The 20,257-nt window shown below is 73.6% G+C and carries 23 protein-coding genes; 10 read left to right on the top strand and 13 right to left on the bottom strand.

Annotated elements, in window-relative coordinates:
• Positions 1-16 precede the first annotated feature (16 nt).
• The 5 genes from tam to BM419_RS06205 all read right to left on the bottom strand — a co-directional run bounded on the left by tam (position 17) and on the right by BM419_RS06205 (position 4,368).
• The gene (gene tam / locus BM419_RS06225; RefSeq protein WP_091925531.1) at positions 17-799 is read right to left on the bottom strand and encodes a trans-aconitate 2-methyltransferase; all 783 of its coding nucleotides are present in this window, start codon (positions 797-799) and stop codon (positions 17-19) included.
• 22 nt (positions 800-821) lie between these two features.
• Positions 822-1,523 (bottom strand): haloacid dehalogenase type II, encoded by a 702-nt coding sequence (locus BM419_RS06220; protein ID WP_091925528.1) that lies wholly within the window; start codon positions 1,521-1,523, stop codon positions 822-824.
• Positions 1,520-2,584 carry a tryptophan--tRNA ligase gene (gene trpS / locus BM419_RS06215; protein ID WP_020090717.1) on the bottom strand — a complete coding sequence of 355 codons (1,065 nt, stop codon included), beginning with the start codon at positions 2,582-2,584 and terminating at the stop codon, positions 1,520-1,522. Before trpS ends, BM419_RS06220 begins: the two co-directional genes overlap by 4 nt.
• Positions 2,585-2,677: 93 nt before the next feature.
• Positions 2,678-3,439: an endonuclease III domain-containing protein gene (locus BM419_RS06210; RefSeq protein WP_091925525.1), complete on the bottom strand. Its 762-nt coding sequence runs from the start codon at positions 3,437-3,439 to the stop codon at positions 2,678-2,680.
• 161 nt (positions 3,440-3,600) lie between these two features.
• Positions 3,601-4,368, bottom strand: coding sequence for a GyrI-like domain-containing protein (locus BM419_RS06205; protein WP_091925522.1), 768 nt, complete (start codon positions 4,366-4,368; stop codon positions 3,601-3,603).
• 195 nt (positions 4,369-4,563) lie between these two features.
• On the opposite strand from BM419_RS06205, the gene dapF reads away from it, so the two are divergent.
• Together dapF and mtaB are read left to right on the top strand one after the other, a co-directional pair.
• Entirely contained in the window at positions 4,564-5,451 is an 888-nt protein-coding gene (dapF, locus tag BM419_RS06200; protein ID WP_091679253.1) for a diaminopimelate epimerase, read from the top strand.
• Positions 5,451-6,677: a tRNA (N(6)-L-threonylcarbamoyladenosine(37)-C(2))-methylthiotransferase MtaB gene (gene mtaB / locus BM419_RS06195; protein ID WP_091925520.1), complete on the top strand. Its 1,227-nt coding sequence runs from the start codon at positions 5,451-5,453 to the stop codon at positions 6,675-6,677. The genes dapF and mtaB overlap by 1 nt, the downstream gene beginning before the upstream one ends.
• Before the next feature lie 182 nt (positions 6,678-6,859).
• Here the strand turns inward: mtaB and BM419_RS06190 are convergent, their stop codons facing one another.
• Positions 6,860-7,534 (bottom strand): RluA family pseudouridine synthase, encoded by a 675-nt coding sequence (locus BM419_RS06190; protein WP_091679246.1) that lies wholly within the window; start codon positions 7,532-7,534, stop codon positions 6,860-6,862.
• Positions 7,535-7,591: 57 nt separating this feature from the next.
• On the opposite strand from BM419_RS06190, the gene ftsY reads away from it, so the two are divergent.
• Both ftsY and BM419_RS06180 read left to right on the top strand, forming a co-directional pair.
• On the top strand, positions 7,592-8,992 hold the full coding sequence (ftsY, locus tag BM419_RS06185) for a signal recognition particle-docking protein FtsY (protein ID WP_091925517.1): 1,401 nt from the start codon (positions 7,592-7,594) through the stop codon (positions 8,990-8,992).
• 131 nt (positions 8,993-9,123) lie between these two features.
• On the top strand, positions 9,124-9,738 hold the full coding sequence (locus tag BM419_RS06180) for a septation protein A (protein ID WP_091925514.1): 615 nt from the start codon (positions 9,124-9,126) through the stop codon (positions 9,736-9,738).
• A 3-nt stretch (positions 9,739-9,741) separates the two neighbouring features.
• Here BM419_RS06180 and BM419_RS06175 read toward each other — a convergent pair whose 3' ends face one another.
• The 3 genes from BM419_RS06175 to BM419_RS06165 are packed head-to-tail and all read right to left on the bottom strand — an operon-like array spanning position 9,742 to position 11,304.
• Positions 9,742-10,356, bottom strand: coding sequence for a DsbE family thiol:disulfide interchange protein (locus tag BM419_RS06175; RefSeq protein WP_091925511.1), 615 nt, complete (start codon positions 10,354-10,356; stop codon positions 9,742-9,744).
• On the bottom strand, positions 10,353-10,496 hold the full coding sequence (ccmD, locus tag BM419_RS06170; RefSeq protein ID WP_091925508.1) for a heme exporter protein CcmD: 144 nt from the start codon (positions 10,494-10,496) through the stop codon (positions 10,353-10,355). The genes BM419_RS06175 and ccmD overlap by 4 nt, the downstream gene beginning before the upstream one ends.
• Positions 10,497-10,506: 10 nt before the next feature.
• Positions 10,507-11,304, bottom strand: a complete 798-nt coding sequence (locus BM419_RS06165) for a heme ABC transporter permease (RefSeq protein WP_026604551.1) — start codon at positions 11,302-11,304, stop codon at positions 10,507-10,509.
• Between the two features lie 405 nt (positions 11,305-11,709).
• Between BM419_RS06165 and BM419_RS06160 the strand changes: the two genes are divergently transcribed.
• Positions 11,710-12,384 (top strand): hypothetical protein, encoded by a 675-nt coding sequence (locus BM419_RS06160; RefSeq protein WP_056531636.1) that lies wholly within the window; start codon positions 11,710-11,712, stop codon positions 12,382-12,384.
• 32 nt (positions 12,385-12,416) lie between these two features.
• On the top strand, positions 12,417-12,728 hold the full coding sequence (locus BM419_RS06155) for a hypothetical protein (RefSeq protein WP_020090705.1): 312 nt from the start codon (positions 12,417-12,419) through the stop codon (positions 12,726-12,728).
• 9 nt (positions 12,729-12,737) lie between these two features.
• Here BM419_RS06155 and BM419_RS06150 read toward each other — a convergent pair whose 3' ends face one another.
• Both BM419_RS06150 and BM419_RS06145 read right to left on the bottom strand, forming a co-directional pair.
• Entirely contained in the window at positions 12,738-13,496 is a 759-nt protein-coding gene (locus BM419_RS06150) for a tRNA1(Val) (adenine(37)-N6)-methyltransferase (protein WP_091925505.1), read from the bottom strand.
• A complete protein-coding gene (locus BM419_RS06145) occupies positions 13,493-13,717 on the bottom strand; it encodes a putative signal transducing protein (RefSeq protein ID WP_091925604.1) in 225 nt (74 codons plus the stop codon). The genes BM419_RS06150 and BM419_RS06145 overlap by 4 nt, the downstream gene beginning before the upstream one ends.
• A gap of 168 nt (positions 13,718-13,885) precedes the next feature.
• Here BM419_RS06145 and BM419_RS06140 point away from each other — a divergent pair, with 168 nt between their 5' ends.
• Entirely contained in the window at positions 13,886-14,905 is a 1,020-nt protein-coding gene (locus BM419_RS06140) for a polyprenyl synthetase family protein (protein WP_091679233.1), read from the top strand.
• Positions 14,906-14,973: 68 nt separating this feature from the next.
• On the opposite strand, the gene BM419_RS06135 is transcribed toward BM419_RS06140, so the two are convergent.
• Positions 14,974-15,402 (bottom strand): MarR family winged helix-turn-helix transcriptional regulator, encoded by a 429-nt coding sequence (locus tag BM419_RS06135; protein WP_020090701.1) that lies wholly within the window; start codon positions 15,400-15,402, stop codon positions 14,974-14,976.
• A gap of 136 nt (positions 15,403-15,538) precedes the next feature.
• Here BM419_RS06135 and BM419_RS06130 point away from each other — a divergent pair, with 136 nt between their 5' ends.
• Positions 15,539-17,356, top strand: coding sequence for a chloride channel protein (locus BM419_RS06130; protein WP_091925502.1), 1,818 nt, complete (start codon positions 15,539-15,541; stop codon positions 17,354-17,356).
• The gene (locus tag BM419_RS06125) at positions 17,353-17,832 is read left to right on the top strand and encodes a hypothetical protein (RefSeq protein ID WP_091925499.1); all 480 of its coding nucleotides are present in this window, start codon (positions 17,353-17,355) and stop codon (positions 17,830-17,832) included. Before BM419_RS06130 ends, BM419_RS06125 begins: the two co-directional genes overlap by 4 nt.
• A 19-nt stretch (positions 17,833-17,851) precedes the next feature.
• Here BM419_RS06125 and BM419_RS06120 read toward each other — a convergent pair whose 3' ends face one another.
• Entirely contained in the window at positions 17,852-18,724 is an 873-nt protein-coding gene (locus BM419_RS06120) for a 4-(cytidine 5'-diphospho)-2-C-methyl-D-erythritol kinase (protein ID WP_091925496.1), read from the bottom strand.
• 345 nt (positions 18,725-19,069) lie between these two features.
• Between BM419_RS06120 and BM419_RS06115 the strand changes: the two genes are divergently transcribed.
• Complete coding sequence (locus BM419_RS06115) at positions 19,070-20,212, top strand: aminotransferase class V-fold PLP-dependent enzyme (protein ID WP_091925493.1); 1,143 nt, start codon at positions 19,070-19,072, stop codon at positions 20,210-20,212.
• Positions 20,213-20,257 lie beyond the last annotated feature (45 nt).

Below are 20,257 nucleotides of genomic sequence, written 5' to 3'. Positions count from 1 at the left end.
GCCGTGCCGGCCCGCGCTACGGCGCCTTGTGGGCGACGATGAACACGCGCGGGAAGGCGAGCAGGCGCCGCCCGTCGCTGCGCGGCGGGTAGGCGGCGTCGATCGCGCGGGTGTAGGCCGCCAGGAAGCCGGCCCGCTCCTCCGGATCCAGCGGGTCGAGGAACGGCCGGAGCCCGGTCGCGCTGACCCAGTCCACGATGGCGGCCGCGTCCGCCATGCGGTGGTGGTAGGCGGTGCGCCAGACGTCGACGGCGGCGGCGCGCGGCGCCAGCAGGTCGTAGTAGGCGGCGGGTTCCAGCATCCGCCCGAGGCGGCCGGCCACGGCGGGATCGCCGATCGCGGCCGCCCAGGGGCCGTCCGCCGCGACCGCGCGCATCAGGCGATGGGTGTGCTCCGCGAGGTTGTCGGGCATCTGCACAGCGAGCACGCCGCCCGGGGCGAGCAGACCGAACAGCCGCGGCAGCAGGGTCGCGTGGTCCGGCAGCCATTGCAGCACGGCGTTGGCGTAGATCAGGTCCGGGGCCCGCTCGGGTACCCAGGTGGCGGCGTCGGCCAGCGCGAAGGACAGGCCCGGCAGGCGGGCGCGGGCGCTCTCCAGCATCGCCGGGGAAGTGTCGAGGCCGATCACCTCCGCGTCGGGGAAGCGCGCCGCGATCAGCGCGGTCGAGTTGCCGGGCCCGCAGCCGAGATCGACGGCGAGCCGCGGTGCGTCGAGGGGCACGCGGGCGAGGAGTTCGGCGGCGGGGCGGGTCCGCTCGTCCTCGAAGCGGGTGTAGAGGGCGGGGTTCCAGTCGGCCATCACACCCTCCCGTATCGATCCGTCAGCAGCCGAGCCGGTCGGCGAGATCCGCGAGATCCCGCGCCGCGTGGGTGACCGGCACCGTCGGCGCGGTCTCGCCGCCGGCCGGGCCGTGCTCGTGCGGGCGGGCGATGTGGGCGGTGGCGAGCCCGTGGCTGGCGGCCGCCGCGAGATCGTTCGAGTGGGCGGCGACCATCATGGTCTCGCCGGCCGCGAAGCCGAAGGCCGCGACCGCGTCGCGGTAGAGCGCCGGCTTCGGCTTGTAGTCGCGGGAATAGCCGGCGCCGAGCACCGCGTCGAAGATCAGGCCGTTGCGGCGGGCGAGGTCGGCCATCAGCCGGACATGTCCGTTGGAGTTCGGTGCCAGGAGGTGCTTCTCGCGCAGGCGTCGCAGCGCGTCCGGCACCTCGGGCCACGCGTCGAGCCGGTGCCATGCCTGGACCAGCTCGCCCCGCACGGCCTCGGAGACGCCCGCGATGCCGAACTGCGCCAGCACGCCGGGCAGCGACTCGGCCTGGAGCGTGTCGAGGTCGACGTAGGGTCGGGCGCCGGAGCGCACCGTCTCCATCGATGGGTTGTAGCGGGCCCGCCACGCGTCCGCGAAGGCGCCGGCATCGAGGTCCGGCGCGACGGGCGCGAGCAGCCGCGCCGCCTCGCGGGCGACGCCGGAGCGCCAGTCGACCAGCGTCCCGAAGACGTCGAAGACCAGCGCCCGGACGGTCACCGCACCGCCTGCAGGCTGGGACCGCGCCGGACGAAGCCGACGATGTCCTTGACCGCGTCGAGGGTCTGCGCCGCGATGGTCTCGGCCCGGGCGCCGCCGTCGGCCAGCACGGCGTCGATATGGCCCGGATCGGCGGTGAGGCGGCGCATCTCCTCGGCGATCGGCGCGAGGCTCGTCACCGCGAGGTCGGCCAGAGCCGGCTTGAAGGTCGAGAACTGCGCCCCGCCGAAATCGCGCAGAACGTCCTCGCGGGTGATCCCGGCGAGCGCCGCGTAGATCCCCACGAGGTTGTCGGCCTCGGGCCGCTCCTTCAGGCCCGCCACCTCGGAGGGCAGGGGCTCGGGGTCGGTCTTCGCTCTCCGGATCTTCTGCGCGATGGCGTCCGCGTCGTCCGTGAGGTTGATGCGGGCGTTGTCCGACGGATCCGACTTCGACATCTTCTTGGTGCCGTCGCGCAGCGACATGACCCGGGCGGCCGGCCCGCCGATCAGCGGCTCCGTGATCGGGAAGAACGCGTCGCCGTGGCCGTGCGCCGTGATCGACCCCGAGAAATCGGTGTTGAACTTCTGTGCGATGTCCCGAGTCAGCTCCAGGTGCTGCTTCTGGTCCTCGCCGACCGGCACATGGGTCGCCCGGTAGGCCAGGATGTCGGCCGCCATCAGCACCGGGTAGTCGTAGAGGCCGATCGAGGCGTTCTCCCGGTCCTTGCCGGCCTTCTCCTTGAACTGGGTCATGCGGTTCAGCCAGCCGAGACGGGCGACGCAGTTGAACACCCAGGCGAGCTCGGCGTGCTGGGGCACCTGGCTCTGGTTGAACACGATCGAGCGCTTCGGATCGATGCCGGCGGCGAGGAAGGCGGCCGTGACCTCGCGGATCTGGCCGCGCAGGGCCTCGGGATCCTGCCAGACGGTGATCGCGTGCAGGTCGACCACGCAGTACAGGCACTGCGCGTCGCGTTCCTGCATCTCCACGAAGCGCTTCACCGCCCCGAGATAGTTGCCGAGGTGCAGATTGCCGGTGGGCTGGACGCCCGAGAAGACCAATTCGGTGAACGCGGCCATCGGCGCCGATCCTGAGCGAGGGAAGACCGGGGCTCCGCGCCGTCCGGGCGCGCGGTTACTCGCACCCGTAGGCCGGAATGGTCAAGGACGCGCTCACGGCTCTCGCGTGGGCAGCTTCGCGCTGGGGCAGAGGTCGACCAGGACGCAGCGCCCGCAGGCCGGGCGATGATGATGGCAGACCTTCTGCCCGTGCAGCATCAGGATCTCGTGATTGTCGTAGAGGTCCTGCGCGCTCCAGTCCGCGGGGAGCTGCGCCCGCAGGATCGGGTGCGACGGGCCGACATCGACCCGCCTGCCGATCAGCCCGAGGCGCTGGGCGACCCGATGATGGTGGCTGTCGACCGGCAGCGCCGGCATCCGCAGGGTGGAGAAGGACAGGACCGCCGCGCTGGTCTTCGGCCCGACGCCCGGGATCGCCTGCAGCCATTCCCGCGCCGCCTCGACCTCCATGTCGGCCAGGAAGGCGAGGTCGAGGCTGCCGTGCCGGTCGCGCAGGGCGCGGAGCACGTCGCGGATACGCGGCGCCTTCAGCTCCGGCCAAGTCACACCCGCGATGGCGGCCTCGATCTCCGGCACGTCCGCGTCGAGCATCGCGTCCCAGTCGGGGAAGCGCGCCCGCAGCGCCTTGAAGGCCCGGCCGGATTCGGCATTGCGGGTCCGGTGCGACAGGAGCGACGAGACGAGCTCGCTGACCGGATCGAGGCTGTGGAAGTACGGGATCGGGCAGCCGTAGACCGGGCAGAGCCGCGCGTGGACGGCGAGCGCCTTCTCGGCCAGCGCCGGATCCGCGACGGCGGGGACCGCCTTGCGGCGTGAACGCGGGACGGTCGCGGATCTGAGGTCGGCGGCGGGCATGTCGGGCGAATCCGCCAGCCGCCGCCCCTGTTCCTGCCGGTACGGGGCAGCGGCGATCTGTCCGCATCGTCGGGTCCGCGCGCTTCCAGCGGAGAGCAGGGCGCGCTCGTTTCCGAGGCGGTCGTCGCGACCGAAGGGCGCCGCCGCCGGCCCGCGCTCGCCTACTTCACCAGCGCGTAGATGTTCACGTCGAGGCTGTCGTCGGTGCTGTCTTTGAGGTCGGTGGCGTACTCCTCCACGAACCGGTCCTGCACGACGATGTCCTTGGCATCGAGGTAGGCGGTCAGCGTCTCGTAGGTGCTGTCGATCGACTCGTAGGAGCCCTTGTGGGCGAAGCGCAGCGCCCTGCCGGAGGGCGTCGTGCCGAAGCGCAGGCCGTCGGTCTCGGCCGGTGCCGGGCTCGGCGCGGCCGCCACCGGGACCATCGCCTCGAACTCGAAGCCGTCGTCGTCCGTGCGGGTGAAGACCGCGAGCGGCCGGCCGGCCGGCGCGACGCCGAGCTTGGCGAGGTCGGCCTCGATCCGCGCGAAGGCCTGTTTCAGGTTCGGCACGGCCTCCTCCCACTTGGTCTTGCCGGACAGGATCGCGGCGGGCTTGGCCGGGAGGGTGACCTCGTCGACGTCGCCGGGCTCGCCGGCCTTCTCGATGAGCGTGGGCCGGCCGGGTGTCCCCGTGCTCGTGGCCGGGGGCGTTCCCGCCGCAGACTGGCCCGCGGGCGGGGGCGCCAACGATTGCTGCGGGGCCGGGGCCGCGCTCTTGTCCGGGTCGGCGACCGGGTTCGGCGCGGTCGTGGTCGGCAGCGGGTTCGTCTGGGCCGGCGCGGGCGCCGTGGAGGGCGGCGGCGCGGGCTGCTGCTGGGCGGCGATCGGGCCGGCCGACGCGAGCACGAGGGCGGCCGAGAGGGCGACGAGCGGACGAAGGCGGATCACGTAGGGCGCTCCGGTCGAGGCCCGCGGATGATCGCGCGGGCTCCCGCGGCGTAACCTAGTGGCGAACGGGACGGGCCGCGAGGGCGCCGCGGACGAGAGCCGCGGGTGCGGCGCATCTGCCACGCCGTGGCACCCCTCGCGCCGGGCGGCGGCTTTTGCGATATAGCCCGCGCCCTCCTCCAACCGCGGGACCGCATGAGCGCACTCGCCCACAGACGCTTCCTGAAGATGCACGGCGCCGGCAACGCGATCGTGGTGCTGGACCTGCGCGGCTCCGCGGCGAAAGTCCGGCCCGAGGAGGCGCGGGCGATCGCCCAGGATCCCGGCTCGACCTTCGATCAGCTGATGGTCCTGCACGATCCCGTGAGTCCGGGCACGGACGCGTTCATGCGCATCTACAACACCGACGGTTCGGAATCGGGCGCCTGCGGCAACGGCACGCGCTGCGTCGCCTACGCGATGCTCGACGACCCGGCCATGGCGCGGCCGGCCGAGGGCGGCCGGCTCACCCTGGAGACCAAGGCCGGCCTGCTCGGAGTGCGCCGCGTCTCGGAACGCGCCTTCACGGTCGATATGGGCCGCCCGCGGCTCGCCTGGGACGAGATCCCCCTGTCCGAGCCGTTCCCCGATACCCGGCGGATCGAGCTGCAGATCGGCCCGATCGACGACCCGATCCTGCACTCGCCGGGCGCCGTGAACATGGGCAACCCGCACGCGGTGTTCTTCGTGGAGCAGGATCCGGACAGCTTCGACCTCGCCCGGATCGGCCCGATGCTGGAGAACCACCCGCTGTTCCCGGAGCGCGCCAACATCTCGGTGGCGCAGGTGACGGGCCGCGAGACGATCAAGCTCCGCGTCTGGGAGCGGGGGGCCGGGCTGACGCTCGCCTGCGGCACCGCCGCCTGCGCCACCGTGGTGGCCGCCTCGCGCCTGCGGATGATCGGCCGGCAGGCCAGCGTCGCGCTGCCGGGCGGCGAGCTGTTCGTCGAGTGGCGCGCCGACGACCACGTCCTGATGACCGGTCCGGTCGCGCTCGTCGCCGAGGGGACCCTGGCGCCGGAGCTGTTCGACAGCGCGGCCTGATGGCGGTCGAGACCCTCACCTTCGGCTGCCGCCTCAACACCGTCGAGTCCGAGGCCCTGCGGGCCCACGCGGCTGCGGACGGGCGCGACCGGGTGGTGGTGAACACCTGCGCGGTGACCGCCGAGGCCGGGCGGCAGGCCCGCAAGGCGATCCGGCGCATCGCCCGGGAGCGGCCCGGCGCCGAGATCGTCGTCACCGGCTGCGGCGCCGAGGTCGAGACGGAGGCCTACGCGGCCATGCCGGAGGTCGCGCGCCTCGTCGGCAACGCCGAGAAGCTGCGGCCGGAGGGCTGGTCGGCGGCCGCGACCGGCCCGGGCGCCGTCATGGCGGCGCGAACGGCCGAGCCGACGCGGGTCGAGGCGGTCGCCGGGCACACCCGTGCCTTCGTGCCCGTGCAGAACGGCTGCGACCACCGCTGCACCTTCTGCGTGATCCCGTTCGGGCGGGGCGTCTCCCGCTCGGTGCCGGAGGCGGACGTGATCGCGCAGGTCGAGACCCTCGTGGCCCGGGGCGGGCGCGAGGTGGTGCTGACCGGCGTCGACCTCACCGCCTACGGCCGCGACCTCGCCGGCCCGGCCCCGACCCTCGGCGGTCTCGTGCGGGCGATCCTCCGGGCGGTGCCCGACCTCGCGCGCCTGCGCCTCTCCTCGATCGATTCTGTCGAGGTCGACGACGCCCTGATGGCGGCGATCGCCGAGGAGGAGCGGCTCATGCCGCACCTGCACCTGTCGCTGCAGGCTGGCGACGACCTGATCCTCAAGCGCATGAAGCGCCGGCACCTGCGCGCCGACGCGATCCGCTTCTGCGAGACGGTGCGGCGGCTGCGGCCCGACATCGTGCTCGGCGCCGATCTCATCGCGGGCTTCCCGACCGAGACGGAGGCTCAGTTCGCCCGCTCCCTCGACCTCGTGGCGGAATGCGGGCTGACGCACCTGCACGTCTTCCCCTATTCCCCACGTCCCGGGACGCCGGCCGCGCGCATGCCGCCGGTTGCGCCAGACGTGATCCGTGCGCGGGCGACGCGGCTGCGCGAGGCGGGTGCGGGTGCCCTGCGGCGGCACCTCGACGCGCAGGTCGGGCGCCGCCTGACGGTCCTGGCCGAGCGAGGCGGCGTCGGGCGGAGTGTGGATTTCACGGCCGTGCGGCTGGCGGCCGATGAGGCGCCCGGGACGTTCCACAGCATCGCCATCGCGGGGCACGACGGGGCGCGGCTGATCGGAGCCTAGCGCCCGGTTTTCCTAGCCTGTCACGCTCCGTGCCGGCCCCGAAAGGACGGATGCGGTCCAGGCGCATGTTCAATCGTGCCCGCCGCCGTCTTTGCGAGCGCAGCGAAGCAATCCAGCGGCGCCAGGTCTCCCGATGTCGCGCTGCCCTGGGTCGCTTCGCTGCGCTCGCGATGATGCGAGGCTCACGCGCCCATTGTCGCCACGGCTTCGGCGATGTGCGGTGGGGGCGGCGCCGTCACCGTAATGGCCTCCCGTTTAGGATAAAGCGGGATCGACAGCGCCCGCGCGTGGAGGTGCAGCGCGCTCCCGCGGGGCGCGCCGCCGTAGACCGCGTCGCCCAGGATCGGCCAGCCGGAGGCAGCGCAGTGGACCCGGAGCTGGTGGGTCCGGCCGGTGACCGGCTTCAGCTCCAGCCAGGTCCGCCCGCCGGCGCGGCCGAGCACCCGCCAGTGCGTCAGCGACGGGTCCCCCGCGGGGTCGGCCTTCATCCACCATGAGCGCGGATCGTCCGAGCGGCGGGCCAGCGCCAGGTCGATGCTGCCTTCCTCCTCGGCGGGACCGCCGGCCACGATCGCCCAGTAGGTCTTGTCGACGGCGCTGCCGGAGAAGAGCTTCCCGAGCCGCGCCAGAGCCTTGGCGTGGCGGCCCAGCGCGAGGCAGCCGGAGGTGTCGCGGTCGAGCCGGTGCGCGGCTTCCGGCCGGCGGGGCAGGCCGAACCGGAGCGCGTCGAGGTGGTCGGTGAGCGTCTCGCCGCCGCGGGGGCCCGGATGGACCGGCAAACCCGCCGGCTTGTCGATGACGAGCAGCAGGGCATCGCGGTAGAGGAGGCGCGCGCCTATGTCGAAGGCGTTGGACATCCGGATCGGCTAGAGGGTCGATGTCGGCGGGGCAAGGTGGGGCGAGGACGCGATTTCATGGCGAGCGAGGAGAAGCCCGGCTGGTTCGGACGCCTGTTCGGGCGCAAAGGCCAGCCCGCGCCCGAGGACAGAGCCGAGGATCAGGCCGAGGACAAGCCCGAGGCCGAGCTTCCGGCCGGGGCGGCCTCGCCCTCCGAGGGGGAGCCGGACTTCGCCACCGCCGCGGAAGATGTCACCCACGTCCCGCTGCCGCCCGAGGAGACCGGGGAGCCGGTCCCGGACGCGGTCGAGGGCGCGGACCTGCTGCCCGTGGAGGGCGAGCCGGAGCGTCCGCCGGCCGGCACCGCCGGCGACGATCCCGCGCACGGCGCCGACCCGGTCGATACCGGCGATATGAACCGGGAGCCGGTGACGGAGCCGGCCGCCGAAATGCAGCCCGAGATTCAACCCGACGCCCAGCCCGACATCCAGCCGGTCGACAGCGCCGCGGCCCTCGCGCACGACGCCGGCGCCGGACCGGACCGCGAGCCGGAGGCCAAGGGCTGGTGGAGCCGCCTCACCTCCGGGATGAAGCGGACCTCGTCGTCGCTGTCCGACCGGGTCACGGGCCTGTTCACCAAGCGCAAGCTCGACGCGACGACCCTGGAGGATCTGGAGGACGCGCTGATCCAGGCCGATTTCGGCCTGGAGACCGCGATGCGGGTCTCGGAGGCCGTCGGCAAGGGCCGCTACGAGAAGGGCATCTCGCCCGACGAGGTCCGGGCGATCCTGGCCGCGGAGGTCGAGCGGGCGCTGGAGCCCGTGGCGGTGCCGCTCGCCATCGACGCGGGCCGGAAGCCCTTCGTGATCCTGACGGTCGGGGTGAACGGCGCCGGCAAGACAACGACGCTCGGCAAGCTCGCCTCGAAGCTGCGCGCGGAGGGGCGCACCGTGATGCTCGCGGCCGGCGACACCTTCCGCGCGGCGGCGATCGACCAGCTCAAGGTCTGGGGCGCGCGCACCGGCACGCCGGTGGTGAGCGGCGCGCAGGGCGCCGACGCGGCGGGCCTCGCCTTCGACGCCCTCAAGCAGGCGGGCGCCGCCGGCACCGACGTGCTGCTGATCGACACCGCCGGCCGGCTCCAGAACAAGGCCGGCCTGATGGCCGAGCTGGAGAAGATCGTCCGCGTCCTGCGCAAGCAGGACCCGGAGGCGCCGCACGCCACGCTCCTCGTCCTCGACGCCACGGTCGGCCAGAACGCGCTGAGCCAGGTGGAGCTGTTCTCGCAGGCGGCGCCGGTCACGGGCCTGGTGATGACCAAGCTCGACGGCACCGCCCGGGGCGGCATCCTGGTGGCGCTGGCGGCGAAGTTCGGCTTGCCGGTGCACTTCATCGGCGTCGGCGAGGGCGTGGAGGATCTGGAGCCCTTCGCGGCCCGCGACTTCGCCCGGGCGATCGCCGGGCTGGAGAAGGATTAGGCGGCGGCCGCCCGCCGATCTTCGGTGCGCGATGTCATGGACATCGCGCGCTCCGCGTTCCACACACCCCGGCGAATCCCGTTCGACGCCCCCAGCCGACCGTGGGCGCCGCAGCCGAGCCAACCGAGCGTATGCAGATCGAATCCGTCCCCCCGCACCGCCACCTGCCGCCGCTCGTGAAGCTGGCGCTGGAACTCGGGCCGCTGGTGCTGTTCTTCCTCGGCAACGCCTATTCCGAGAAGTTCGGCATCGCCCCGGACCAGAAGCTGTTCGTGGCCACGGGCGTGTTCATCGCGGCGACCGTGGTGGCTCTGGCGATCCACTACGTGATGGTGCGCCGCCTGCCGATCATGCCGCTCGTGTCCGGCGTGGTGGTGGTGGTGTTCGGCGGCCTGACCCTGGCGCTGCAGGACAAGACCTTCATCATGGTCAAGCCGACCATCGTGAACGCCCTGTTCGGCACCGTGCTGCTCGGCGGCCTCGTGTTCGGGCGCTCGCTGCTGTCGGTGGTGCTCGACTCGATGTTCAGCCTCACCGACGAGGGCTGGCGGAAGCTCACCTTCCGCTGGGGCATGTTCTTCTTCGTGCTGGCGGCGCTCAACGAGCTGGTCTGGCGGACCCAGACGGAGGATTTCTGGGTCAACTTCAAGGTGTTCGGCATCATGCCGATCACCGTGCTGTTCGCCCTCGCGCAGACGCCGCTGCTCACCCGCTACGAGCGCAAGAAGGCGCAGCCGGAGGCGTGACGCCTACTGCGCCGCCGCGACCTTGCCGGCCGCGCGGATGCGGGCGAGCACGCTGGAAAAATTCTCCGGCGTGAGGATGCCGACCAGCTTGTCGCGGATCACGCCGTTGGGCCCGATGATGAAGGTCTCGGGCACGCCGTAGACGCCGAAATCGATCGCCGCGCGGCCGCCGGCGTCGGCCCCCACCGCGCTGAACGGCACGCCGTGCCGGGTCAGGAAGCGCTGGCCGGCCTCGGGGTTCGGCTCCTTGTAGTCGATCCCCACGAGCCGGATGCCGGGCTCCTTCGCCAGCCGCATCAGCATCGGGTGCTCCACCTGGCAGGGCGCGCACCACGAGGCGAAGACGTTGAGCACCGTGATCTGGCCCTTGAGGTCCGCGCTCGACAGGCCGGGCACGGGTGCGCCGTCGGCGGTCAGCCCCGGCACGGCGGGCAGGTCGAAGCGCGGGACCGGCTTGCCGATCATCGCGGAGGGGAGGGCGGCCGGGTCGGCGCCGGAGCGCAGGCGCAGGAACAGCACGGCGGCGAGCGCCGCGAAGACGAGCGCCGGCAGGATCAGCAGCAGCGAGCGGCGGACCGGCGGTGTCCGGCCGGCGGTGTCGTCGAGGGGCGCGCTCATCGCCGGTCCTCGCCGAAGCCCCTGAGGGCGCGCCGCTGCGCCCGTCGGTCGCGCAGGGCGTTGCCCACGAGAGCGACCATCACCACCGCCGTGAACGCGTAGGCGGCCAGGATGAAGCCGCCGTGAGACCCGAGTTCCATCGCGGTCCTCCTAGACCGGCTGCCCGACCGGCATCGCGGCCGGTGTCGGGGTGAGGCGCGGCTGGGCGCGGTCGAGGCGCTCGGCCTCGCGGATCGTCAGCGTCCGCACCCGGCGGCGCATGATCTCGGTGCGCATCGCGTAGAGGTGCAGGGTCGTCCCGCCGAGGGTCGCGGCGGCGATCATGACCAGCAGCGGGTGGAGCATCGAGGGATCGATGGTGGAGCCACCCATGCGCAGGATCGAGGCCGGCTGGTGAAGGGTCGACCACCAGTTCACCGAGAACTTGATGATCGGCAGGTTCACGGCGCCGACCAGCGTCAGGATCGCGACCGCGCGGGCGGCGCGGTTCGGATCCTCCAGGGTCCGCCACAGGGCGATGATGCCGCAGTAGATCAGCAGCAGGATCAGCATGGAGGTCAGGCGCGCGTCCCAGACCCAGTAGGTGCCCCACATGGGCTTGCCCCACAGCGAGCCGGTCACGAGGCAGATCAGCGTGAAGGCGGCCCCGATCGGCGCGGCCGCCCGCTGGGCGACGTCGGCCAGCGGGTGGCGCCAGACCAGGGTTCCGATCGCCGACACGCTCATCGCGCCGTAGAAGAACACGCCGAGCCACGCCGCCGGGACGTGGATGTACATGATCCGCACCGTCTCGCCCTGCTGGTAGTCGGGCGGCACCACGAAGAAGGTCTGGTACAGGCCCAGGGCCAGCACGCCGAGGGACAGGGCCGTCAGCCACGGCACGAGCGCCCCCGACCACCGCATGAAGTGGCTGGGGTTCGACAGGCGGGTCCAGAGGGAAGGCGTCATCGCGGCAGCTGTCTCGGACATCGTGGAAGCGGTCTAGCCTAGGGTGCGGTGCAGCAACAATGCGGGTCGGCGGCGCAGGCGGCGGGGGTGCCGCAATGGCATCGTGCGCCGGGCCGGACCCCGTCGGGCCTTCGGATCCGAAAGGCTGCTGTACGACTGCGCCGACAACGAGCCGTCTTCCTGAGACATCCGCGACGCACGCGCTCTCCCGCACGGGAGCGGGGACCCGCGCCACGCCCGCACGTGTCCGACGATGACGCACGTCCGCGGCCGCAGCTTTTCGCGTCCGAGCCTTGCGCATCGCGGGCGGATTGCGCATATAGATGTGAACAAAAAGAGAACGAAAGAGCGTCCCCGATAAAAGCTGTGGACGACGCGACCTCACCCTGACGGACCGAGCGCCCCATGCGAACCGCCGACAAGCAGATCGCCGACATCCTCGTCCGCTACGGCGAGCCCTTCGGGGGCAACGTCTGGCGCGTCCAGGGGACCGCCGTCATCTACCACAAGACCCTGGAGCGCATCGCCGCCCAGGCCGGCATCGTGTTCGAGCCGCCGACCGTCATCCGGGCCGAGCGCGACGAGGCCGTGATCCTGGTGACCGGCCGGCTGCCCGGCGCGAAGCCCGGGACCGAGCGGGTCGAGTGGTCCATGGGCGAGGCGCTGGTCAACGTGAACTACCGCGTCTCGGGCAAGCAGGCGGCCTACGTCTACGCCATGGCCGAGAAGCGCGGGAAGGACCGCGTCATCCTCAAGCTCATCGAGCTGCACGGCCTCGTCTACTCCGAGGAGGAGGCCGACGAGTTCCGGGCCCATCAGGTCCCGGTCCGGGCCGTCGACGAGGATTTCGAGGAGGCGCCCGCCTTCGACGAGGTGACCGAGGCCGAGGGCGACCTCAAGCGCCGCATCGACGAGGCCGAGACCATCAACGCCGTCACCGACCTGATGCTGGACGGCGCCACCCAGGCCGTCCTGGCGACGATGCCGCCCGGCACCCGCGACGAGGTGCGCGACTACGCCAAGGCCCGCCTCGTGGCGCTGGGCTGGCCGAAGCGCGCCGGACGCCGCAGCGCCGCCTGATCCCGCTTCCACCCCCACCGAAGGAGACCGCCATGCATCGCGCGACGAGCCGCCGCACCATGAAGGCCCGCCGGGATTCCCACCACGGCTGGAGCATCGAGACGCTGTCGTACAGCCCGACGCGGATCGTCCGCCTCGGCGCCGAGAAGGTCGCGATCCTGTTCCCCCCGGTCGAGCCCGGCGCGGCCTGGCAGCTCTACCCGCATCCCGACACGTTCCCGGGCCTGAACTTCGAGGGCCTGCCCGAGCCGCTGCGCCCGGAATTTCTCGCCTTCCCGGACCTTCCGGAGGTCGAGCGGTTCCTCGGCATCCGCGACGCCGAGCCCGCCGCCCTCGCGGCGTGACGCGGGCGATCAGGGCGCCGGCCACGGCGCGCCGCGATGGAGCGCCTCAGCCTCGTCGGTGAAGGTACCGTCGGGGCTGTGCAGGACGAGGGGCGGCAGCAGGCTCGGCAAGGCGCGGCTGCCGCGGGTCGCCGCGATCAGCACGCGGATCGCGGGCACGTCGCCGCGGGGATGGACCGGGCGGATCGCCAGCCCGCCGTAGCGGCCCCGGAGCGCGTCGAGGCAGGCCGGGAGGGCGTCCGCCCGGTGGATGAGGCCCAGGCGCCCGCCGGGCCGCAGGATCGCCGTACAGGCGCGGATCCAGGCGTCGAGATCGCCGCCCGCGAAGGTGTGGGCGGCGGCGCGGCCCGGATGCGGCGAGGCGCGGTGATCGCCGGCCGCGAAGAACGGCGGGTTGGTGAGCACGACGTCGAAACTGTCCGGCAGCAGACCGGCGGCGCGGCGTTCCGCCGCGGGGGCCAGCACGTCGGCGACCACGATCCGCGCGTCGATGCCGTTGAGGGCCGCGTTGGCGCGGGCCAGATCGGCGAGTGCCGGGTCGCGCTCGACCAGGGTCGGCCGGAGCCCCGGCGCCAGGGCCGCGCAGACGAGGCCGACGGCGCCGGTCCCGGCGCCGACGTCGCAGAGCCGGTCCCCGGCCCGCGGCGCGAGCAGCCGGGCGAGCAGCACCGCGTCGGTCCCGGCGCGGTGCGCGCCCCGCGGCGGCTGGTGCAGGCGCAGGCGGCCGCCGAGGAAGGGATCGGCGCCGCTGTCGGCCTCGGCGGTCACGGCTGGCGCAGCTCGTGGGCGATGCCGGCATCGGTCAGCAGGCGGCGGGCCTGGGCCTCGTGGTTGCGCGGCACGAGGAGGCGCTGGCCGAAGACGCCGATCGACCCCTCCATCAGGCTCATGTGACTGTCGGCCACGAGGACCGGGATCTCGGCCGCCTCGAGGACCGAGCGGGCGAACCCGATCAGCACGACGTCGTTGGCCCGGATCAGCTCGATCATCGCGGCGCGGCTCCGGAACGGGCGGGGATCGGCGGTTTCGTCGCGTGAGATCCGCGCTGGCGACACCCCATATCCGGCCGGCGACGATGTTGCGGCGCCGCGGGGCGCGTGCGAAGGGATCGCCCGCCCCCTGCGGGGCGACCGGTCTGGAGGTCACGGATCTTGGGTATGGCCCTCTCCATCGAGAATCCGAAGCCCGAGGCGGAGGCGGGGCTCAACGACCTCGTCGCGCTGGTGGCCGACGGCATGGCGCGGGTCAACACCACGATCCTGTCGCGGACGGGATCGGACGTGGCGATGATCCCCGAGGTCGCCAACCACCTGATCGCCTCCGGCGGCAAGCGCCTGCGCCCGATCCTGACGCTGGCCTGCGCCCGGCTCTGCGGCTACGCGGGCGCCGCCGACGGCGACGTGAAGCTCGCCGCCAGCGTCGAGTTCATGCACACCGCCACGCTCCTCCACGACGACGTGGTCGACGAGAGCGACATGCGGCGCGGCCGCGTCGCCGCCCGGATCAAGTGGGGCAACGAGGCCTCCGTGCTGGTCGGCGACTTCCTGCTCGGCCAGGCCTTCCGGATGATGGTCGAGGTCGGCTCGCTCAAGGCGCTCGACATCCTCTCGGCCGCCGCCACGGTGATCGCCGAGGGCGAGGTGATGCAGCTCACCAACGCCAAGAACCTGGAGACCGACGAGGCCGCCTACCTCGCGGTGATCCGCGGCAAGACCGCCGAGCTCTTCGCCGCCGCCTGCGAGGTCGGGCCGGTGCTCGCCGGCCGGCCCGAGGCCGAGCAGGCGGCCGCCCGGTCCTACGGGATGAATCTCGGCATCGCCTTCCAGCTGATCGACGACGTGCTCGACTACGGCGGCACCTCCGCGGAGCTCGGCAAGAACGTCGGCGACGATTTCCGCGAGGGCAAGATCACCCTGCCGATCGTGCTGGCCTATCGCCGGGCCAGCGAGGGCGAGCGCGGCTTCTGGCGGCGCACCCTGCAGCAGGGCGAGATCGGCGAGACCGACCTGGAGACCGCCCTCGACCTCCTGCAGCGCCACGGCGCCCTGGAGGAGACCGTGGCCCGCGCCCACCATTACGGCGCCGAGGCCCGGGCCGCCCTCGACATCTTCCCGGACGGGCCCGTCAAGGCGGCGCTCCTCGGGGCCGTCGAGTTTTGCGTGGCGCGGGCGCGCTGAGGGCGGGCGCCCTCGGCTCCCGCGTCGACGGCCACCGAGCTCCGCCAGCTTGACGGCCCGCGTCGGCCTCACCGCGTCACGGGCCCGAGGGCCTCGGTGAGGGCGGGGGCGAGGTCCCGCAGCTCCGCGAGATGCGCGTCCGTCAAGGTGCGCAGCAGGGCCTCGGCGCGCGGCGTCAGCGACAGCTCGCTGCGCCGCCTGTCCTCGACGGCGCGGGTCTTGGTCAGCAGGCCGGCCTCGACCATGCGGGACACCAGCTCGGCCGCGCTGTGGGGGGCGATGAGCAGCTGCTCGGCCAGCAGGCCGACCGTGGCGGGCGCGCGCCCGACGTGGCCCGCGAGCGTCAGCAGCGCCTGATGCTGCTGCGGCGGCAGCCCCGCCCGGGCCGCCGCGGCCTCGCTGAACGCCAGGAAGCGGCGGAGACGGAATCGGAAATCCGCCAGCGCCGCGTACTGCTCCCGCGACAGTGCCGCCGTTCCGGGGGCATCGGCCTCCATGATCGCCTCCGTGGTGAATCGTCCGAGCCGCCGATGCTGCGTCGTATCGGCAGTCCTGTCCCGGCTGCAACGGTCGAGCCATTGTCGAATATATCGGATCACGACATAAGTGCCGCCGCGAGGAAAGGAGGCCCTGATGATCGGCGGGACTGGGAGCGGGAGCGGGGACGGTAGGCCGTCGCGGCGGGCGCTGGGAGATTTCAGCGCGGACTGGCGGGTCCTGACGCTGGCCGGCATGGCGGTCGTCACCGGGACCGCCGCCAGCGGCACCGCCTGGATCCTGCTCACGCTGATCGGCCTCGTGACCAACCTCGCTTGGTACGGCCGGCTCGACGCCGACCTGACCTCCCTGGCCGGCGCGGCGCCGGGGCCCTGGATGGTGGCGATCCCGGTGATCGGGGCGCTGATCGTCGGCGCCATGGCGCGCTACGGCTCGGAGAAGATCCGCGGCCACGGGATCCCGGAGGCGATGGAGGCGATCCTGATCGGCGGCAGCCGGATGTCGCCCAAGGTCGCCGTGCTCAAGCCGCTCTCCTCGGCGGTGGCGATCGGCACCGGCGGCCCGTTCGGCGCCGAGGGGCCGATCATCGTGACGGGCGGCGCGGTCGGCTCGCTCTTCGCCCAGTTCTTCCATCTCAGCGCCGCCGAGCGGAAGACCCTGCTGGTGGCGGGCGCGGCGGCCGGCATGACCGCCATCTTCGGGACGCCCGTGGCGGCCGTGCTGCTCGCCGTGGAGGTCCTGCTGTTCGAGTGGCGGCCGCGCAGCCTCGTCCCGGTGACCGTCGGGGCGGTCACCGCGGCCTGCTGGCGGCCGGCCCTGTTCGGCGCCGGCCCGCTCTTCCCCTTCGCCGACAATCCGGCCCTGCCCTGGTGGGGGCTGCCCGCCTGCGCGCTGCTCGGGGTCGCCTGCGGCCTGATCTCGGGGGCGCTGACCCGGGCGCTCTACGCGCTGGAGGACGGTTTCGGGCGGCTTCCCCTCCACTGGATGTGGTGGCCCGCCCTCGGCGCCGTCGTGGTCGGGCTGGGCGGCCTCGTGGAGCCCCGGGCGCTCGGCGTCGGCTACGACGTCATCCACGACCTGCTCTCCGGCCACATGCTGGCGAACGCCGTCGTGCTGATCCTCGTGGTGAAGGCGGTGATCTGGCTCGCCGCCCTGTCGTCGGGCACGTCCGGAGGCGTGCTCGCGCCGCTGCTGATCCTCGGTGGCGCCGTCGGCTGGCTGATCGGCATCCTCTTGCCGGGCGCCCACGGCTTCTGGGCGCTCATCGGCATGGCGGCGATGCTCGGCGGCACCCTGCCGGCGCCGCTGACCGGCGTCGTCTTCGCCGTCGAGGTGACCGGCGACGTCGCCGCCCTGGCGCCGCTGCTCGCCGCCACCATGGCGGCCTACGCGGTGACCGTCCTCCTCCTCAAGCGCTCGATCCTGACCGAGAAGATCGCCCGGCGCGGGCAGCACGTGACCCGGGAATACGGGATCGATCCCTACGAACTCGCCCGGGTCGAGGCGGTGATGACCCGCACGGTCGAGACCCTCGACGCGAACCTGCCCCTGGCCGACGCCCTCGCGGCGATCGAGATCGGTGCCCACCACGCCTATCCGGTGGTCGACGGCGCGGGCCGGCCCGTGGGTCTCGTCTCGCGCAGCGACGCCCTGCGCTGGACCCTGGAGGAGCGCGACGGCGGGGACGAGGCGGGCACCCTCGGCGAGCGCGTCTCGGACGCAGATCTCGCCGTCGTCCATCCGGGCGACGTGGTCTCGCACGCCCTCGACGTGATGCTGTCGGCCGGGCAGGGGCGCCTGCCGGTCTCCGATCCGCGCACCGGCGGCCTCGTCGGGCTCCTGACCCGAAAGGACCTGCTCAAGGTGCGCGCCACCGTGGTTCGGGCCGAAGCCGAGCGTCGCGCGTTCTACCGGAAGGGGCGGGGTGAGCGGCGCGCGCGGATAGAAGCATGATCCTGGACCTGCACCGTCCCGGCCGGACCACCCGCCTCGATCGGCTCGCGCCGGGCAGCGTCTACCTGATCGCCGGCCGGGACGGGCCGGATCTCGCCCTCGTCGTGCAGCGTGAGGGACGTCGGGAGGCCCTGCTGCTGAACCGCCGTCACGCGGTCGATGGCCACCTGCGGGTCGCGTCCGAGATCGCTCCCGAGGCCGACGTGCTGGCGCTGCCGGGGGCCGTCCTGGCGCCGAGCGGCGCCCTCGCGGACGTCGCCCACGGCGTCACCGCCGCTCCGGCCGCGCTCCACCTCGGCGACGGCCGGGCGTATCTGCGCGGACGCATCTCGGACGGCCGGCTCGCGACCTACGATGTCGGGACCGGTCGGGCCAGCGCGATCGATCCCGGCGACCTGCCGCGGGCGCGCGGCTGGCGCGTGATGGTGCCCGAGGGCCGCGGCGTCGTGACGGTGTACGAGGCGGAGCCCGGCTGAACGCCGCCCGCGGGCCGGGTCAGCGCAGGAAGGTCGGCGCCACCCACCATCCCGGATGGGCGGCGCGCAGGGCGGCGGCGGCCCGGACGGCCGCGCGCCGGTCGGCGAACAGCGCGAAAACGGTCGCGCCGGAGCCCGACATCCGCGCGAGGCGGCAGCCCTGGGCGCGGAGGGCCGCCAGCGCGTCGCCGATCACCGGCGCCACGGTCAGGGCCGGCGCCTCCAGATCGTTGCGGGCCCCGGCCAGGGCCCGGAGCAGCGGCTCGCTCGCCATGGCCCGCGGGATCGTCGGGTGCGGCGCGCCCGCGAGATCCTGGCCGACGCTCAGGCCCAGCGCCTTGAAGACCGGGGCGGTGGGCACCGGAACGCCGGGATTGATCAGCACCGCGGGCAGCGGTGCGAGGCCGAGGACCGGCCCGATCGCCTCGCCCGCACCGCGCATCATCCGGGCCCGCGGGTCGAGGCAGACCGGCACGTCGGCGCCGGTCTCCCGCGCCACCGCGCCGACGGCCTCGTGGTCGAGGGGCAGCCCGTTGAGGCGCGCCAGCAGGCGCAGGGCCGCGGCGGCGTCGGAGGAGCCGCCGCCGATCCCCGCCGCGACCGGCAGGCGCTTCACCAAGTGGAAGGCGCCCAGGCGCAGGTTCGGCACCCGGGCGGCGAGCCCCCGGGCGGCCCGCAGGACGAGGTTGTCGTCCGTCGGGCCGGCGGGGCCGGCGGTGGGGCCGCTGACGGTCAGGCTGAGCGGTGCCGCGGGATCCAGCGTCAGGCGGTCGGCCGTGCCCGCGAAGGCGACGAGGCTCTCGAGCACGTGGTAGCCGTCACCGACGCGGCGGCCGAGGACGTGGAGCGTCAGGTTGACCTTGGCGGGGGCGCGATCGGCGAGCAGGGTCACGGGGTCTCGGTCGGGTCGTGGCGATGTGTCCCGAGGCTCTACAGGCTCGCGGCCCGGAACAACAGCTCAGCTGCCGCCCCCGCCGAACACCCGGCGCGGCCGGTCGGGCCGGGCGTCGTTCGGGCGGATCACGGTCAGATCCTCGGCGAGTCCACCAGCCCGTCGCGTCCCGCGAGGCTCGACAGGGCGCCGGAGCGTCGGAGCCCCAGGATGCGGTGGTTCGCCAGGGGGCACGCCGCCGCCGATCCGCGCGGACCGGGACGCGCCGGCCTGCGGCCTGGGCGCCGCGCGATGGAGTCCGGGCCGTGGTGCCGGCGGATCCGATCCTCTAGGCTGTCGCGCATCATGGCGTTCACCGAATCCGTCGCCGCGGCGCTCCCGTGCCAGCGCCATCTCTTCGAGATGCCCGCCGACGTCAGCTACCTCGACGCCGCCGCCTGGTCGCCGCTGCCGCGGGCCGTGCGCGCGGCGGGCGAGGCGGGGATCCAGTTCAAGAGCCGTCCCTGGGACCATCCCCGCACGGCGGTCCCGCCCTGGGCCGAGCGGGCGCGCGCTGCGGCCGCCCGGCTGATCGGCGCCGGCGTGGACGAAATCGCGATCGTCGGCGCGGTCAGCCACGCCATGTCGGTGGCCGCCCGCAACCTGACCCTGAGGCCGGGCGGGCGCCTGCTCCGCGTGGCCGACGAGTTCCCGTCCCTGCGCTTCGCCTTCGATCGGCTGGCCGACCGGCAGGGTCTGGTGGTGGAGGAGGTGCCGCGCCCCCCGGACGGCGACTGGACCACGGCGGTCGCGGCCGCGATCGACCGGCCGGGCGCCCCGCCGCTTGCCCTCGCCACCCTGACCCCGCTGCACTGGACCGACGGCAGCCTGATCGACCTCGACCGGCTCGCTCCCGCGGTCCACGCCGCCGGCGCGGCCCTGGTGATCGACGCCACGCAGGCCGTGGGCGCCGTGCCGGTCGACGTCGCCCGGTGGCGCCCGGACTTCCTGGCCTTCCCGACCTACAAGTGGGCTCTCGGACCGTACGGTCTCGCCTTCCTGTACGCAGCGCCGCACCGGCAGGACGGGGCGGCCATCGAGGAGAATATCGGGAACCGCCCGCCGGCCGCCGATGCCCGCCGCTACGACCGGGGCGAGCTCAACGATCCGGTCGCGCTGTTCATGGCCGTGACCGGGCTGGAGCAGATCGCCGAATGGGGCGTGCCGGCCGTCGCCGCCCGGCTGCGCCGGCTGACGGACCGCTTGGCGGACGGGGCCGCCGGCCTCGGCCTGGCGCCGTTGCCGGCTTCCCTGCGGGCGCCGCACATCCTCGGTCTGCGGCCGCCCGCGGGTCTGCCGACGGGCCTCGTCGATCGCCTGCAGCGGGACCGGGTCTACGTGAGCGAGCGCTCCGGCGCGCTGCGCATCAGCCCGCACGTCTGGGCGGACGAGGACGACCTCGCGCGCTGCCTTGCCGCACTGTCCGGGGCCTTCCGGGGGATCACCTGAGACGGTCCGGAAACGGACGCTCCGGCATGAGCGCCGGGCCGGGAG

This window comes from Methylobacterium sp. yr668 (genome assembly GCF_900116245.1).
Classification (GTDB): Bacteria; Pseudomonadota; Alphaproteobacteria; order Rhizobiales; family Beijerinckiaceae; genus Methylobacterium.
The sequence above is the reverse complement of the archived record's forward strand: the minus strand, read 5'-3'. Positions and strand labels throughout refer to the sequence as shown.

What these genes read in the sequence shown, in the direction of transcription:
- tam (WP_091925531.1), bottom strand. Translation starts at nt 799, where the DNA reads ATGGCCGACTGGAACCCCGCCCTCTACACCCGCTTCGAGGACGAGCGG.
- trpS (WP_020090717.1), bottom strand. Translation starts at nt 2,584, where the DNA reads ATGGCCGCGTTCACCGAATTGGTCTTCTCGGGCGTCCAGCCCACCGGC.
- BM419_RS06210 (WP_091925525.1), bottom strand. Translation starts at nt 3,439, where the DNA reads ATGCCCGCCGCCGACCTCAGATCCGCGACCGTCCCGCGTTCACGCCGC.
- dapF (WP_091679253.1), top strand. Translation starts at nt 4,564, where the DNA reads ATGAGCGCACTCGCCCACAGACGCTTCCTGAAGATGCACGGCGCCGGC.
- mtaB (WP_091925520.1), top strand. Translation starts at nt 5,451, where the DNA reads ATGGCGGTCGAGACCCTCACCTTCGGCTGCCGCCTCAACACCGTCGAG.
- BM419_RS06190 (WP_091679246.1), bottom strand. Translation starts at nt 7,534, where the DNA reads ATGTCCAACGCCTTCGACATAGGCGCGCGCCTCCTCTACCGCGATGCC.
- ftsY (WP_091925517.1), top strand. Translation starts at nt 7,592, where the DNA reads ATGGCGAGCGAGGAGAAGCCCGGCTGGTTCGGACGCCTGTTCGGGCGC.
- BM419_RS06180 (WP_091925514.1), top strand. Translation starts at nt 9,124, where the DNA reads ATGCAGATCGAATCCGTCCCCCCGCACCGCCACCTGCCGCCGCTCGTG.
- BM419_RS06175 (WP_091925511.1), bottom strand. Translation starts at nt 10,356, where the DNA reads ATGAGCGCGCCCCTCGACGACACCGCCGGCCGGACACCGCCGGTCCGC.
- ccmD (WP_091925508.1), bottom strand. Translation starts at nt 10,496, where the DNA reads ATGGAACTCGGGTCTCACGGCGGCTTCATCCTGGCCGCCTACGCGTTC.
- BM419_RS06165 (WP_026604551.1), bottom strand. Translation starts at nt 11,304, where the DNA reads ATGACGCCTTCCCTCTGGACCCGCCTGTCGAACCCCAGCCACTTCATG.
- BM419_RS06160 (WP_056531636.1), top strand. Translation starts at nt 11,710, where the DNA reads ATGCGAACCGCCGACAAGCAGATCGCCGACATCCTCGTCCGCTACGGC.
- BM419_RS06155 (WP_020090705.1), top strand. Translation starts at nt 12,417, where the DNA reads ATGCATCGCGCGACGAGCCGCCGCACCATGAAGGCCCGCCGGGATTCC.
- BM419_RS06145 (WP_091925604.1), bottom strand. Translation starts at nt 13,717, where the DNA reads ATGATCGAGCTGATCCGGGCCAACGACGTCGTGCTGATCGGGTTCGCC.
- BM419_RS06140 (WP_091679233.1), top strand. Translation starts at nt 13,886, where the DNA reads ATGGCCCTCTCCATCGAGAATCCGAAGCCCGAGGCGGAGGCGGGGCTC.
- BM419_RS06135 (WP_020090701.1), bottom strand. Translation starts at nt 15,402, where the DNA reads ATGGAGGCCGATGCCCCCGGAACGGCGGCACTGTCGCGGGAGCAGTAC.
- BM419_RS06130 (WP_091925502.1), top strand. Translation starts at nt 15,539, where the DNA reads ATGATCGGCGGGACTGGGAGCGGGAGCGGGGACGGTAGGCCGTCGCGG.
- BM419_RS06125 (WP_091925499.1), top strand. Translation starts at nt 17,353, where the DNA reads ATGATCCTGGACCTGCACCGTCCCGGCCGGACCACCCGCCTCGATCGG.
- BM419_RS06115 (WP_091925493.1), top strand. Translation starts at nt 19,070, where the DNA reads ATGGCGTTCACCGAATCCGTCGCCGCGGCGCTCCCGTGCCAGCGCCAT.